Genomic DNA, 16,094 nt, shown 5'->3' on the forward strand with positions numbered 1-16,094 from the left:
GCGATGAGCGGTGAGGACGAGACCACACAGCTCCCTGCCTCCCTGCAGAAGTTCTTCAAGGTCACGCTGGGGATGGAGTGGCCCGAGGGCAGCGAAGGCGGCCTGCGGGCGATGAGCGGCGCGTGGTCGGAATTCGCGAAGGAACTGGAAACCGCCGCCGCCGAGGTGCTGGTGTCGGCGCAGGGCATCGACCAGGCGATGGACGGTGTCACCGCGACGAAGGCGGTCGACTTCCTGCGCAAGGACCTGCACGACGCGTTGACGCAGCTGCAGGACCAGGCGCACGAGTTCGCCAAGATGGCGAAGAACGCCGCGGCGGACATCCAGAAGACGAAGATCATGCTGATCGCGATGGCCGCGATGGCGCTCGCGACGGTGATTTCGCTGCTCGCCTCGTTGTTCGGCGCGTTCCTGGTGCCGAGCGTGATCGCCGCGGCCCGTGTCGGACTGGGGGCGTTGCTGAAGGAGCTGCTGGCCAACATCGCGCGGCTGACGGCGCGGGAGATCGGGCAGGCGGCCGTCCAGCTGGCGAAGGACCTGGCGAAGTACGCGGCGCTCGGCGCCGGCACGATGGGTGGTCTGGACCTCGGGATCCAGGGGATCCAGGACTGGACCGGTGACCGTGACGGTATCGACTGGCAGTCGGTCGGCGGCAGTGCCGCGGGCGGAGCCATCGGCGGGGCGGCGTTCGGTGGCGTGCGGTCGGCCGGGCGCGGGGTCGGGAACCTGATCGGCAAGGAGACGAAGGACCACCTCGGGCCGGGGATGCGGGCGCTCGGGCACCTCGGTTACGCGGGCGCGCAGGGCGGTGCCGTGGCGGCGAGCAACCCGGCGATCAACAAGGCGCTCGGTGGTCACGGCGGTGCTTTCGACGGCATCCTCGGCGCGATGGGGCCGCACGGCGGCGGTGGTCGCGGCGGCCACTTCGGCGGCGAGCACGCGGGCGGACCGTCCGGTGGTGGCGTGCACGCGCCGGACCTGCACCCGGACTTCGGCCCCGGCGAGGGCGGTGATCGGTCGGGTGGCTTCGATGGCGGGCATGACTTCGATGGCCACGCCACCGGTGATCAGCGTGGCACCGATGGCGACCGTGGCTTCGGTGGCAACAGCACCTTCGACGGCACCGGTGGCGAAGGCGGCTTCGGTGATCAGCGTGGCACCGGCGGCGACCGCGGCTTCGGTGGCGACGGCACCTTCGACGGCGCCGGTGGCGACCGTGGCTTCGGTGATCAGCGTGGCTTCGACGGCGAGCGCGGTGCAGGTCACGGCTTCGACGGCGAGCAGTCAGGTACCGGCGAACCCAGCACCGGCCAAACCCCGGCAAGCTTCATCCCCACCCCGAACGGCCACACGGCGTACGGGCAGGGCAACAGCAGTCACAGCGAAACCCGCCCGACGACCCGTTCCGGCGGCCAAACCGATACCCGCCCGACGACCCACAGCACCGGCCCTGGCCGTACCGACAGCCGTCCGCAGGTCACCAGCCAGGAGGACCACCGCCCAGGTCGTTCGGGCAGTCACCGGAACGACACCGGCCGCCCTGAGGTGTCCCACGATCGGGGCGACGCCAGCAACGCCCACCTGGACCAGCACCCCGGCCACACGAACACTCAGCACTCGCCGGAAACGACCGCTCCACAAAGGACCACGGGCGACAACGGCAGCACCATCGTCGACAACAACACTCGCGGCAGAGACGGTTCGTCCACCCACACCAACACGAATCCAGCAGAGCCAGGCGCACAGCACGGCACCAACTGGCCGACTACGCACGCTCCTTCCGGCCCGGCGACCCACACCTCCCCGTCTGCCCGGCACGGAGACTCCAGCTCGGCGGTTTCGCGGCACGTCGACACGTCACCTGACGCGGAGACGAGCCGGGCGTCTCACGCTTCGCCGCCTGCGCAGCACGGAGATTCCAGCTCGGCGGTTTCGCGGCACGTCGACACGTCACCTAACGCGGAGACAAGCCCGACGTCCCACGCCTCCCCGTCTGCCCAGCACGGAGATTCCAGCTCGGCGGCTCTGCAGCACGCGGCCACGTCACCTGACGCGGAGACAAGCCCGGCGTCTCACGCCTCGCCCCCTGCGCAGCACGGTGGCTCCAGCTCGGCGGCTTCGCAGCACACCAACACGTCGCCCGGCGCGGAGACCAGCTCGACATCCCACGCCTCGCCGCCTGCGCAGCACAGCGTCTCGTCTTCACCCGACGCGCAGACGGACACGCCGTCGTCTACGCACGCGGAGTCGGGCCCGACTCCCCACGCCGAACAGCACAGCAGCCCCCCGCCGTCCCACAGCGCGGAGTCCGGCGAGACGCCCCACGCCAACACCTCTCCCGCAAACACGCACGTCACCCAGACTCCCGACGCCACAAGCACCAACGGCTCGTCGAGCGGCCACACCCCGACGACCGCGCACACCAACTCCACACCCGGCGACCAGGGCGCATCCCGCGGCGACGGTCAGAGCACCACCCGCTCAGCGCCGACGGATACCACCACGCGTCCGGTCGCTCAGCCCACGGCCACCCGCCCGATCACACAATCCGGCGGCCAGCCCAGCACGCCGCCGGTCGACTCCTCTCGTCCGGCTACTTTGGACACCCGCTCTAGCGTCCCCTCATCAGCGATCACTGGGGATTCCTCGCGCCCGAGTGCGCCGCCGCCGGTGGAGTCGAGCCGCCCGGCCGCAAGCGCCGGAGAGTCCGCACGCCCGGCGCCTTCGTCAGAGCCCACGCGTCCGGCTACGAGCACTGAGGATGCCCGTGCGGCCACACCGCCTCCCACAGACCCCGCCCGCCCCGCCGCGAGCGCCGCAGGATCCACGCGTCCGAGCACGCCGCCCCCGGTGGAGTCGAGCCGCCCCGCCGCGAACTCCGCGGAGCCCACGCGTCCGGCTACGAGTACCGGGGAAGCACGCCCGAGTACACCGCCTCCCGCGGACTCCACCCGCCCCGCCACGAGTGCCGGAGGATCCTCGCGTCCGAGCACACCACCTCCGACGGACTCCACCCGCCCAGCCGCGAGTTCCCCAGAGTCTCCGCGCCCGGCGCCGGAGCCGACCCGCCCCGTCGGGAGCACCGAGCGCTCGAGCACGCCTTCCACCGCAGGCAACCAGCCCACAACCGACACCCGCCCTGCTCAGGGAAGCCAGACCGGCACAAGCCTGGACGGGAGCAAGCCCACCGAGTCACCGTCCCGCCCGCAAACCTCCACCCAGCAGCCCGAGCGCACCTCCGACACCCGCCCCAGCCGCAACGGACTTCCCGTCGTGCCGCCGAATTCGCTCGCGAACGGGACGACGACGCACACCACGGCGGCCGCGCCCGAGCGCGCCGGGAAGTCAAGCCAGCAAACGAGTTCCGGCGTCGTGCCGCTGTCGCAGGTGCCGGAGACCGAGAGCCGTACCGGCAGGCGCTCCGGCGACGACGACCCCAACCGCCGCAACCCCCCGAACAACGACCGCGACCCGAGCGGCCCGCCCCCGCCCCGCTCGGCCGCCGAGCGCATCGACAGCTACCGGCACCCGGCGGACGCGGCCGAGCGTCAGCTCCACTCGCGCCTGAACTGGTACTGGGACACCAGCGGCGGAGCCAGCGACACAGCCCCGCCGCGACGCGAGTACGCCCCGTCGGACCACGTCCTCATCCGGCAGGACGAACACACGCTCGTCGGCCTCACGCCGTTCATGGCCATGAAGTGGCAGAAGGACCACGGCCTGGCCGACGCGGCGAAGCCCGACCAGACCGAGAACGTCCACAAGTTCCTCTACCCCTCGAACGACGCGCCACGCCGCATCTACGACATCGACGACGTCGGGCAGTTCCGCCGAGACGTCGCGAGTGAAGCGGGCAAGCGTCACATCGAGCACCACGAGCAGTGGACCTCGGCCGTCCACGACCTCGCCGACTGGATCACCGAGCACTACCCGCCGGACCGCTTCAGCTACGTCGGCCTCGGCCGCAGTCCCGCACCGGTCATGGCGGCGTTGCAGGCGCAGGGGCACCACGCTGTTTCCGTGCCGCTGTCCAAGTTCCGGCCCGGCCCGGCGGATGAAAACTCGATCCTCAAGCCGGTTTTCGACGGTGACCCGAGCCTGACCCCGGAGCAGCGGGAGATGCTCGGCGCGCACTTCGCGGAGTTCCTCAGCGGGCTGCCCAGGGACCGGAACCTGCTGGTGATCGACTACACCGAGAGCGGGAAATCGCTGCTGGCCGCGCAGGACTACCTGCAGCACCAGCTCGACGGCCTGCCCGGCCCGAAGGTCGAGGTGCACGGACTGGCGCTGCACCAGCAACTGGAGGGCGACCGTCTCAAAAGGACGGTTGACTCCATCACGGGCGACTCGCACTCGGCGCCGCGGCGTTGGTACGAGTGGATGTTCGACGGCAGCCGCGCCGCGCAGCGGGAGCAGTTCCGCGACCGGTTCCGGCTGGTCTCGCTCGACGAGGACGGCCCGCTGGGCGAGAACGGCAAGGCGTTCAGCGAGCTGGTGAAGGGCCAGCGGTTCGACGACTTCGCCGAGTACGGCTCGTTCAAGCTCCAGGAGACGACGCCAGAGCAGTTCCCGGACGTGCGGCCGCGCCGCGAGCACCCGGCCGGCGACCCGACTGCCTACGACGCGCTGAAGGAGAGCATCGGAGTCCGGGACGAAGACCCCTTCTACGACGCCCGCTCGACCTTCAGCGAGGACGAGTTCCACGACGCCCGCTCGACCTTCGAGGACGACGACTCGGGCCGACCGGACGGGGACGGCGGCGAGCCCAGGCGGGAGGGAACAGGGCGCGATAGCGGAGTTTCGGACCACAGCCGGGACCTGCACGGCGATTCCGCGCAGGAACGGCGAACTCGCGACCACGGCGAGAGCCGGGACCTGCACGGCCCCGACCACGGCGAGGCCCGGGAGCAGGCATCGCAGGACAGCCGTGAGCCGAGCCGGGGTGAGGTTCAGGACCAGCCCTCCCGCGGCGGCGGTGCCCCGGACCACCGCGACACCCGGGAGCAGCCTTCCGGTGACAGCGGGAATTCGCATCACGGCGAGGGCCGGGAGCCGCACAGCGCCCCCGGCCGGGGGCAGGCACCCCGAGACGGCGGTGAGCCGGGCCGCGTTGGCGCGGAGGAGCAGCCCACGCGCGACGGCGGGGATCGGCGCCGCGATGGCGCCCGTGAGCCGCGCGGCATCCCCGAACGTGATGGCGCCCAGGAGCAGGCATACCGCGGGGGCGATGCCCAGGACCAGCCCTCCCGCGACGGCGGGGATCGGCACCGCGACGGCACCCAGGACCAGCCCTCCCGCGACGGCGGTGCCCGGGACCACGGAGACACCCGGGAATCCCACGGCTCCGCCCACCACGACGGCGCCCAGGAGCAGGCACCCCGGGACGGCGGCGACCCGAGCCGCGTCGGCGCGGAGGAGCAGCACTCCCGCGACAGTGGGGATTCGCATCACGACGGGGCGCAGCACCAGCCTTCCCGCGACGGCGAGAACCCGCACCACGACGGCACCCGGGAGCCACACGGCACCCCCGAACACGACGGCCCCAGCGCACCCCACACCCCCAACCCCACCCCACCGAAACCCGACCCCGCCCAGCTCGCCCGGGAGGCGCGGCTTGCGCGGCCCAAGGTGGAGGGCGACATCGACGGCACGCGCATCCGCGAGGCCGCCGCCGAGTTGATCCACGACGACCCCCGCCTGCGCAAGGACGAGACCGCCCTCACCGACCTCGTCGACCGCGCCTACTCCGACCCCAACCTCAAGAAGAACTTCCACACCGCCCTCGACGGCGGCCAGCGCGAGCACCTCGGCGTCCGCGGCGGGCCGCACGTCACCGTGGAGCTCGTCGGGTTGCGGAAGACCGGCGACGAAACCCCCGGCAAGACCGACTTCACCACCGAAACCTCCCGCGTCCCCGAGAAACGCACCGTCTCGACGGAACGTTCGCCGCTGACGACGGAAGGTCCGTCGATCCGGATCCCGGCCCTGTTCGTCAACATCCAGGCCAAGCTGTCCGGGCTCGTCAACGCCCGCGGTTCCAGCCTGTCCGCCGAGACGTCCCACGGCCGCAAGACCAAGCTCACCGAGACGAACGTCGACTCGCGCACCGGCGACCACAGCGCCACCTACAAGATCACCGTGCACAGCCCCGGCCGCTGGCCGTGGAGCGGGAGCACGCCGCGCTTCGCCTACGTCGACGTCCCGCTCAAGCTCGCCTGGCCCGAGTCCAAAGCGGACAAACTACCTGAGGAAACCCTGCCCTGGCACGGGAACGACCGCATCGAGCACGCGCGGTTCACCGGCCTCGGCGACGTCTACCGGCACGTGGAACGCCAGGTCGGCTTCAAGGCCAACGACCCCGAGACAGGCGAGTTCCGCACGTGGCTGGATTCCCTGGACCACAACCTGTTCGGCAAGGTCGAGCAACGCACCTTCCGCTTCGCCGGGCACTCGCGCCCCACCACCGTCTCCGTCGGCATCGGGCACGCCGCCAAGTCCTTCACGGACGGCCGCACCGAGGGGTCCGTCGAACGCAGCCACGAAGCCACCGGCAAGATCACCGTCACCCAGTCCCAGACCCGCAAACGCGGTGGCGGTGGCCAGATCGTCGCCGGGGACATCATCGGGCCCACCGGGGGTTCCGCCGGCCCGACGGGCAGCCGCACCGCCGCGACCAAGACCGAGGCCACCACCGTCGACGAGCACGGCCGCACCACCGAACGCTCCTACGAGGGCCCGCTCGACAAGCACCACGTCGAACTCACGTACCTCGTGCGCACCGACAAGGGCAGCCACGCCAAGACCGGTCCCGCCGACGAGGTACCCGGCACCGCGACCGTCTGGACCCGCCCGGACGCCCCTGACAGCGGCACGGCGAGCCCCGAGGTGCGGCACGCGGCCGACCGCGTCGACGCCGAGTACTCCCTGCCGAAGCTCACCGCCGACGACATCGCCGGGCGCACGATGAGCAGGTTGTCGCTGCTGGGCCACGTGCCGGGCAAGGAACTGCCGCGCCTGACCGAGCGCCTGCGCACCTTCCTGCAGGACCACGCCCGCGACATCGCCCGCGGCGGCGCCCGGTTCCCGCTCAGCAGCCTGTACCCCGGCGCGCCGGACGTGTTCGTGCACGGCGACCTGAACACCGGCAACGGCGTCGCGCTGCACGGGGAGAAGGGCGGCGGCGGGAAGCTGTCGTTGTCCCACGAGGACACCACGACCACCACCAGGACCACCGAAACCTCCGCCGGGATCACGGGAAGTGGTTACGGCCACGGGAATTACGGCTACAGCGGCGTCACGGGCGAATGGAGCCGGGGCCGCAGCGAGACCGAAAAGCACGGCAGCGGCCACGAGCAGGCCTTCCCCGACGGGGAACGCGCGAGCTACCGCTACCCCGGCAAGTTCGAGGTACGGATCGGCGGCCGCTGGTCCTCGCCGAGCGAACCGCAGAGCTGGCACGGCGACGGCACCGAACACGTCACCACGATCGACGGGCACGTCGACGTCACGACGGGACGCCCGCCGGCGACGAGCTTCGAGCACACCACCGGGGCCACCCCGGAGCCGAAATGGCACGAGGGCAGCACGCCGCCGAAACCGAAGCGCGCCGGGAACCTGCCGGCTGGCTCGGAGCTCGAATCGCTCCGTCCCGTGCCCAAGCTGCCGGAGACGGCCGCCAAGCTGCTCGACTCGCCGCGCTGGTCACGGTGGCGCGAGGTGCTGAGCCGTCCCTTCACCGGATCGCGTCCGGCCAATGTGGACGAACATCGCAGCTCGCAGAACGTCCGCGAGGCGGGCAAACCCGACGAGCGGACGGCCGCGCTCGACGCCCTCGAGACCTTCACCGGGATCGACGCCCGCATGGCCCGGTTCGAGCGCGCCGCCCTCTACCACGACAGCGTTCGCCTGCAGACGGACAACACCGGTGGCCTCTTCGGCTCGCGGGACATCTCCGCGCGGCTGGACCTGTCCACCACTCTCGGCGAACCGCGGATCGTCGGACGGGACGACCAGCACACGTTCAAGGACGAGGGTTACACATCCAGCGAACACGGCCAGGGTCAGCAGTCCTCGACCACCGGCAAGGTCAGCGTGGGCGGTGGCACGTTCCGGCCCGCGCAGCCTTGGCTCTCCGTCGGCCCGCAGGCGCAGGTCTCCGCGGGCAAGGGGAAGGGCAGCGGCGCCGACACCGCCACCGGCGCCAAGGGGACCCAGGGTGGCAGCCACGTCGAGCGCGGGTACCTGGTCAGCTTCGACACCACGCACGAGCTGCGGGGTTCGGTCAAGCACACGTGGCAGGACGTGCTCGGTCTGCGGCACCGCGACGGGAGCGGGCAGCGCAACGGCTGGGTCACCGTGCCCGACGGCGCCCGCGTGTGGGTGCCGGCGAGCGAGATCCACCACATCGGCAAGCTCGCCGACGAAGATCTGTCCAAACTGGACCCGGCCGACGCCGAGCACTACCGGAAGCACCAGGAACCACAGCCGGAACCGCAACCCGAACCCGAACGCACCCCGCCGCCACGCGCACCGGAGAACGTCGGCCGCGGCAGCGGCACCGTCGACCTGTACCGGCCGGAGGCGGTCAAGGAGTTCCTCGACCAGGTCGAGCACCACTTCCAGGACTGGGTGGGCGAACACGGCTCCGCGCACAACGTCACCGAACGCGGGCGGAGCAAGTTCAGCGAGCTGAACGACACGTTCGTGCACCACGTGCTCGGCGCGTTCGCCGATCGGCAGTCGTTCAAGGGCCTGGTGCGGGAAATGCTCAACGGCGGCCGCCCGGTGTTCCTGCACGGGGACACGCCGTTCGGCAAGGTCGAGCAGATGGTCGTGCTGCGCGCGTCGCTGGACGAAGGGCAGTTCCACCGACATCTGTCCACAGCGGACACCAAGGATGCGTTGGAGGGAACCGGTTCGACGGTCAACAAGGCCACGTCGAGCAAGCAGGCCGGTGCGTCGGTGACGTTCGGCTCGGCGATGGGTACGCGCGGAAACCCCGGCGGCATGCAGATACTCGGGCCCACCGCGACGTACAAGTCCGAGCGCGGCATCGAGTCCGGTGTGGTTGAGACCACCAAGACCACGAGCAGCGGCAAGGGCCCGCAGGTGCAGTACCTGCACGGCCTTACCGTGCACATGGACGTCTACCCGTACGCGCGCCCCGGCACGTACACGAAACTGTTGCCGGGCGCGGACGGCTGGGCGGGCCCGAAGGTCAGCGAGCCCTGGACGGCGAGCTTCGACCTCCCCGGCGCGGTGCGGTCCACCGTGCCGCTCAGCGAGACCATCCCCGCGCACGAGCAGATCACGCCGCCGGTCGAGACCGCACCCGGCTCGTGGCACACCGACCAGCGCGCGAAGGGCGGCCCGCTCGGCTTCTCGCCGGACGCGAAGGTGCACGTGCGGCCGTTCGCGGCGCCGAAGCTGCACCAGGCGCTGGACCGGCTGATCCGGGGCGGTGACGGCGAAAAGCCGCGCCCCGGCCTGCACCCGCAGGAAGGGCACCGGCTGCGCAACGCGCAGAGCCTGCAGCAACGGCGCACGCACCTGAAGGACGCCGTCGCCGGCGGGCACGAGATCACCTTCGACCGCGGTCCGCTGAGCAAGGTCAAGGTCACCGCGGACCTCACGCGGCGCGAGCTGCTCGGCCCGGTCAAGGACGGTGCGCTGGAGACCAAGGGCGACACGACCCGCACGACGAAGTCGACCAGCGAGCGGAAGCTGACCGCCGGGTTCACGGGCAGCGTGGACTTCCGCGCCCCGAACATCGACCAGACGAGCCCACGACCGACGGCGGGTGTCGTCGAGGCGACCCGCACCCCGTGGAACGCGGGGAGCAAGCTGACGAACAAGATCGAGAGCAAGCAGGAGGTCCCGGAGAGCAAGGCCGAGACCTACCTGGTGCGGGCGGTCCCGCGCTGGCACGTCACGCCCACGTACCGCGGCAAGCACGTGCCGGAGGAGTGGAACACGTTGCTGCGCACGGGGCCCGACGAGCCGGTGCTGCTGGAGGTGGACCGTCAGGGCCTGGAGGACCTCGGCCTGCACGTCCCGGCGGAGCACCACGGGCCGCTCAGCCGTCCCGAAGAACCCCGCGAGCAGGCGGTGGGGCGCGACGACCGGGTGTGCAAGTCCGACCCGGTGGACGTGGCGACCGGGGAGATGGTGTTGCAGCAGACCGATCTCACGCTGCCGCACGGGCTGGTGCTGGACCGCACGCACGTGTCGTCCTACCGGGCGGGCCGGTGGTTCGGTCCGTCGTGGTCGTCCACAGTGGACCAGCGGCTGGAGATCGGCGACGGCGAAGCGGTGTACGTCGCCGAAGACGGCCGGGTCCTGGTCTACCCGCTGCCGACGGGTGATGAGCCCGCACTGCCGGTCGAGGGACCGCGCTGGCCGCTGCACCTGCTGCCGGACGGCGGATACCTGCTCGACCGCGAGACGCAGGCGCTGGTGTTCACCTACCTCGGCGCATGGGTGGAGCGCCGCGACGCCTCCGGTGTGCTGCGCGTCGAGTACGACCAGGCAGGCGCGCCCGCGTCGTTGACGCATTCCGCGGGCACCACGGTCACTCTGCATCGCGAAGGCGACCGGATCGTGGAGCTGAAGATGGGCGACGTCGTCGTGCTGCGGTACGGCTACGACATGCGGGGGCGGCTGATCCACGTCGTCAACTCCTCCGGCCTGCCCGTGGTGTTCGACTACGACGACGCCGACCGGATCACCGGCTGGCAGAACCGCTCCGGCCGCTGGTACCGCTACGTCTACGACGAGGACGGCCGCTGCGTGCGGACCCTCGGCGACGGCGGCTACTCCGACGGCGCCTTCGCCTACGACCGCAACCTCACCGCGTACACCGACGCGCTCGGCAACGTGAGCTACACCGAGCGCAACGACGCCAACCAGGTCGTGCGGGAGATCGACCCGCTCGGCGGCCAGACCGTGTTCCGCTGGGACCGCTACGACCGGCTGCTGTCGCGCACCGATCCGCTGGGCCGCACGACAGCCTTCGAGTACGACGACGCCGGCGAGCTGACCGGAATCGTGCGCCCGGACGGCAGCCGCGTCGCCGTGACGGAAGGCGAGGACGGGGCGCTGGAGCTGACCGCTGACGACGGGCAGCGCGTCTGGCGGGGCCGTTACGAAGGCGATCCGCTGCGCCAGCCGGTCGGCGTCGCCGAGGCCCCCGCCGACGCCGAGCTCACCGGTGTCCCGGAGCACGCGCCGGACGTCCTCGGCCGCACCGAACACGACCAGTTCGGCCGCCCGAGGTCGCGCACCGACGCGTACGGCGAGGTCACGTGGGAGTGGACCGTCGAGGGCAACCTGTTGTCCCGCGGGCGGCCCGGTGGTGGACGCGAACGCTGGCGTTACGACGCTGACGGCAACGAGGTCGAGTACGTCGACCCGATGGGCCGGGTCAGCCGCACCACGTACGGCATGTTCGGCCTCCCGCTCACCACCACCGCGCCGGACGGTTCCGTCACCACGTACACCTACGACCGTGAACTCCGGCTCGTGTCGGTCACGACCGCGGGCGGGCTGCAGTGGCGTTACGACTACGACGCCGCGGGCCGGATGGTCGCCCAGACCGATTACGACGGCCGCACCACGCGGTACGCCTATGACGCCGCGGGCCAGCTGGTGCAGGTGCTGACCCCGGCGGGCCAGACGCTCCGGTACGAGTACGACCTGCTGGGCAACGTCGTCGCGAGGCACACGCCCGAGGGCACGACCCGCTACACCTACGATCCGCTCGGCCGGCTGCTCACCGCCACCGCGCCGGATTGCGCGCTGCGGATCGTGCGCGACGAGCGTGGCGACGTCCTCCAGCAGATCGTGGACGACCGGATCGTCACCTTCGCCTACCACGACGAGCAGCGGAGCGTCGAGCGGCGCACACCTTCGGGAGCGGTGTCGCTGTGGCACTTCGGGCCCGACGGCGAACCCGCGATGCTCGCCACCGGCAGCCACGTGCTGGGCTTCAGCCACGACGAACGCGGCATGGAGACCGAGCGCCGCGTCGACGGCGTCGCCGTGCTGGGGCAGGCACACGACGCGGCGGGCGCGATGACCGTGCAGGACGTCTACGGCCCGGAAACCTTCACCCGCCGGGAGTTCGAGTACTTCGCCGACGGACGCCTCGCCGCCGTGCGCGACGACGAACTCGGTCCCACGGAGTTCCAGCTCGACCGCACGGGACGGGTCGCGGAGGTCCGCGGCCCCGGCGGCGCGGAGAGCTACCGCTACGACGACCTGGGCAACGTCACGTTCGCCGGCTACCAGAACTTCGCCGACCAGCGGCGGTTCGCGGGCACGGCACTGCTCGGGAAGTTCACCTACGACGCGTGCGGGCGCGTGGTGGAGCGCGTCGAGGGCGGGCGGCGTTGGCGCTACACCTGGAACTCGCTCGACCAGCTGACCACTGTGGACACTCCCGATGGGCAGCGGTGGCACTACCGCTACGACCCGCTCGGCCGCCGCATCGCCAAGCAGCGCATCGCCGAGGGCCGGGTCGCCGAGCAGATCCTGTTCACCTGGGACGGGCCGACGCTCGTCGAGGCGGAGCTGCGGCTGCCCGATGGCACCCGGCGTGTGCGGACTTGGGACTACCACCCCGACACCGGGAAGCCGGTGGCGCAGCGGGAGTCCGCGGACGAGGAGCGGTTCCGCGTCGTCGTCACGGACCTGGTCGGCACGCCGGTGCTGCTCACCGACGAGGCGGGCCGGATCACGTGGCGCAGCCGCGAGACGCTGTGGGGCGTGCCGGTCGCCGCGCCGGGCGCGGAGGACATCCCGCTGCGCTTCCCCGGGCAGTACCACGACCCCGAGAGTGGCCTGCGCTACAACGTCTTCCGCTACTACGACCCGTCGACGGCCCGGTACCTCAGCCCCGATCCGCTGGGGCTCGACCCGGCGCCCAACCCGGTGGCGTACGTGGCGAACCCGCTGCACGAACTGGACCCGCTGGGCCTTTCGGCGCCCTGCGGTGACCGCGGTCGCCGGTCGCGGCGGCAGGCTCCGCCGCTGTCGTCGCAGGCCGCGTTCAACATGATCAACAGCGGGTCACGGCACCGCACGCGCAGCGTGAGCGTCGACCGCGGCCGCTCGTCGAGCCCGCCATCGCTGACGCGGAGCGGCAGCTACCGCGAACGCACCCCGCTGCGCGTCGACAACTGGCGCGTCAGCCCGGCGCCCGACCCGTTGCCGCCCGCTCCGCCGCCGCGCACGTCGTACCCGATCGGCACGTACGGCGCGAAGGACCGCGAAGCCGAGTACCTGTCGCAGAAGTACGGCGGGCAGCTCAGCGGGGGCGCCGACGCGTTCAAGGGCGGCAAGCACTTCCAGTCCGAGCACATCGTGACCAACCAGGCACTGATCGGGCACGGCGGGGACAAGCGCGGCGCCGCGGGGGACGCGTCCCGCATCGAAAACCGCGGTCGGGCGTACTTTGAACGCACGTCGGCACACGCCGCGCACATCGGCACCGGGACGAAGGGGGAGGCCAAGGGCAAGCCGATCTACGGGGCGTCCGGGAAGGACTACCGAGCGCACCAGCAGGAGTTCCTGCGGCGCAACGACTTCTCGACCGCGTCCCAGGTCACCAGCCTCGGCTACGCGTACACGCCGACGTACCAGCGGTCGCGTGGCCTGACGCCGGAGGGGATCGCGGCGGACGAGTCGTTCGTGCGCTCGCTGGACAACCCGAACCCGATCGAATGGATCGACGACTCGGGCAGGCTCGCGTTCGTGCCGCCGCCCGGCCCGAAGGGGAAGGCCGAGCAGTTCCTGGCGCGGGAGGCGATGCGGACCGGGCGGCACCCGTCGCCGGGGCGGTCGATGGAGATCTACGACTACTACCTGGACAAGGATCGCGGGCTGCCCGTGGGGGACCCGCCGGTGATCCGCACGAAGGCGACGTACAAGTCGTCGTACGATCCTTCGTACTACGAGGAGGGAGAACCGTCCGACGGCGGCCGGCGCCTGCAGCGGAGCAGCCGGGCGGGTACGCCGAGGGAGCTGTACGAGCGGGACGCGTCGTTGCCGTTCCGCCCCAGCCCCAGTCCGCAACCGAACTACGAGGTCCGCGAGTCCCGCAGCGGCGGGAGCGGCAGGCACGGCAAGAAGAGGTCCCAGTTTTGAGTGAGTGCGTGTCCGAGGTGCCGGGCGCCGTCCCGACCGATCCGGTGGACGCCGTGCTGCGGCTGCTGGCCGACGGCAGGGCGGAGCCGCGGGACCTGCTCGAAGTGCTGCCGGGGGTGGTCTTCGGCATCGCGGTGGACGCCTCGGGCACGGCGATCGTCGAGCCCTCGCCGGACGGGCTGCCGACGGTGCTGGTCACCACCGCGCCGGGGCACCGAGAGCGGGTGGACGTCCCCGGCTGGCTGGACGCGCGCCTGGCGGACCTCGCGGCCGCACTGCCCTCCGACGGCGTGGACGTCCTCCTCAACCCCGGCGGCTCGACCTCGCGGCGCGTGAGCGCGCAGTCGGTACGCCAGGCCTGGCTCGACGCCGGGACGGAGTGAGTTCGGCGGGGCGGGCTAGATGTACTTGGCCGTTACGCTGGGCGCAATGCGGCTTGATGGTTTTGTGGCGTGCGCCGATGGTGGCGGCTGCAGCGGCGAAGTCGCGGGAGATGACGTAGTTCTTGGCGTTGTCGGTCAGGATTCGCTGGACGCGGGGGATGCCGTGGTCGGCGAACCAGGCGGCGGCGCGAAGCAGGAAGGCCGCGCAGGTGCGGCCTTGTTCGTCGTCGAGGATTTCGGCGTAGGCCAGGCGGGAGTGGTCGTCGATGGCAGCGTGGACGTAGTCGTAGCCCCCTCCGCGTTTGGCGCGCGGGCGAGTGCCGCGGCCGTGGGCTCGCCAGCCGCCCCCGGGCGGGATTTCCCGATCTTCTTCACGTCGAGGTGGATCAGGTCGCCCAGGTGCGGGGTGTTCCGCGCTGACCCGGGTCGGCGAGTGGTGTGGACGGCTTGAGCGATCGACCAGGCCTGCCGGTCCTTCCTCGCGGTAGCGGCGTACCCAGCGGTGCGCACACTGCCGCGACACCCCCAACTCCTTCGCGACATGCGCCACCGGTCTGCCCGTCGCGACCCGCTCGATACAGCTAGAGCAAGCGAAGCCGTTCCCGTTCCTTGCTGTCGGCTTCCCGGATGAAGATGTCGCCACCGTCCAACTGGAGCTTCCGCAGGAACGCGTACAGCTGAAGCGCCTTGTTTATGACCTCGGTCTTGGTCTCGGCGGTCGTCAGCGAAGTGCGTTCCAAATCCGCCGCTGCCGTCTTGTTCAAGTTGACGGTCACCCGTTCGACAGGTTCTCCGCGGCCGGAATGCCCCTTGTGGGACCGGGGAGGCTGAGTGGCGGTCTCGTCCGCGGTCTCACGGTCCTTCTCCACTGTGCCCATGTCGCTAACCTTCCAACCCCCCGCGTCTGCCCATGCAGCGCATTTCAAGTCTGACGTATGCCAGATGTCTGTTTAAATGACTATACCAAGCCATACGTTTTGCAGCAACAAGATGGTGGACCGACGGAAGTCGGCACCCTGTCAAGTGCCACCCGTTTGGCCTACTGGCCTCCGGCTTTCTTGCTCTCTGTGGGTGGAAGTCGCAGGTCCCGTCACAGTGGGCGATCAAGTGCGGTGTGGCTATCGCCCCTTTCGGAGTAGCAAACTAACGTATGTTGATCAACTGCTCATCGTAAGGCAAGCGTCTGGTAATCACGTGCATCGCTGGTATTATGGAGTGAAACGGCCCTATCACTCAGGGGGACGCGATGGCGATCAAGCAGACCGACCTCACGAACGAGCAACCTCCGGACGAGGGCCCGCACTTCGTCCGCGAACGCGGGCGAGTCTCCGTCTCGGTGTCGGTCGGGGGCGGACTCGAGTACTTGATCATGTGGGCTGGGGCGACGCTGTTGCTCGTGTTCCTCGGCGTGTCCCCGGTGCAGGCCGCGCTCGTCGCGCTGACCGTTCCCCTCGCGTACAAGTCGCCCGCCGTCGCGAAGAAGATCTTCGGCGCAGCGCGTCGTCGCATACGACGTCACTGAGAACCGCAAGCCCTCGTCGTCGCCGAGCCACCCGTGGCTCGGGT

Annotated in this window: 4 protein-coding genes and 1 pseudogene; 3 read left to right on the top strand and 2 right to left on the bottom strand. The window is 70.9% G+C overall.

The annotated features are described in order from the left end of the window. Window positions 1-3 precede the first annotated feature (3 nt). Both BMZ92_RS22285 and BMZ92_RS22290 read left to right on the top strand, forming a co-directional pair. Window positions 4-14,145, top strand: a complete 14,142-nt coding sequence (locus BMZ92_RS22285) for a DUF6531 domain-containing protein (RefSeq protein ID WP_091510897.1) — start codon at window positions 4-6, stop codon at window positions 14,143-14,145. 8 nt (window positions 14,146-14,153) lie between these two features. Further along, window positions 14,154-14,528, top strand: coding sequence for a type VII secretion system-associated protein (locus BMZ92_RS22290; RefSeq protein ID WP_091510899.1), 375 nt, complete (start codon window positions 14,154-14,156; stop codon window positions 14,526-14,528). A 22-nt stretch (window positions 14,529-14,550) separates the two neighbouring features. On the opposite strand, the pseudogene BMZ92_RS22295 reads toward BMZ92_RS22290, so the two are convergent. Together BMZ92_RS22295 and BMZ92_RS22300 are read right to left on the bottom strand one after the other, a co-directional pair. Further along, a pseudogene (locus BMZ92_RS22295) lies at window positions 14,551-15,105 on the bottom strand (helix-turn-helix domain-containing protein); the annotation flags it as partial. A 4-nt stretch (window positions 15,106-15,109) separates the two neighbouring features. Continuing rightward, window positions 15,110-15,406, bottom strand: a complete 297-nt coding sequence (locus tag BMZ92_RS22300) for a hypothetical protein (protein WP_091510905.1) — start codon at window positions 15,404-15,406, stop codon at window positions 15,110-15,112. A gap of 368 nt (window positions 15,407-15,774) precedes the next feature. Here BMZ92_RS22300 and BMZ92_RS22305 point away from each other — a divergent pair, with 368 nt between their 5' ends. Further along, entirely contained in the window at window positions 15,775-16,050 is a 276-nt protein-coding gene (locus tag BMZ92_RS22305) for a hypothetical protein (protein WP_091510908.1), read from the top strand. Window positions 16,051-16,094 lie beyond the last annotated feature (44 nt).

Source organism: Amycolatopsis sacchari, from assembly GCF_900114035.1.
Lineage (GTDB): Bacteria > Actinomycetota > Actinomycetes > Mycobacteriales > Pseudonocardiaceae > Amycolatopsis_E > Amycolatopsis_E sacchari.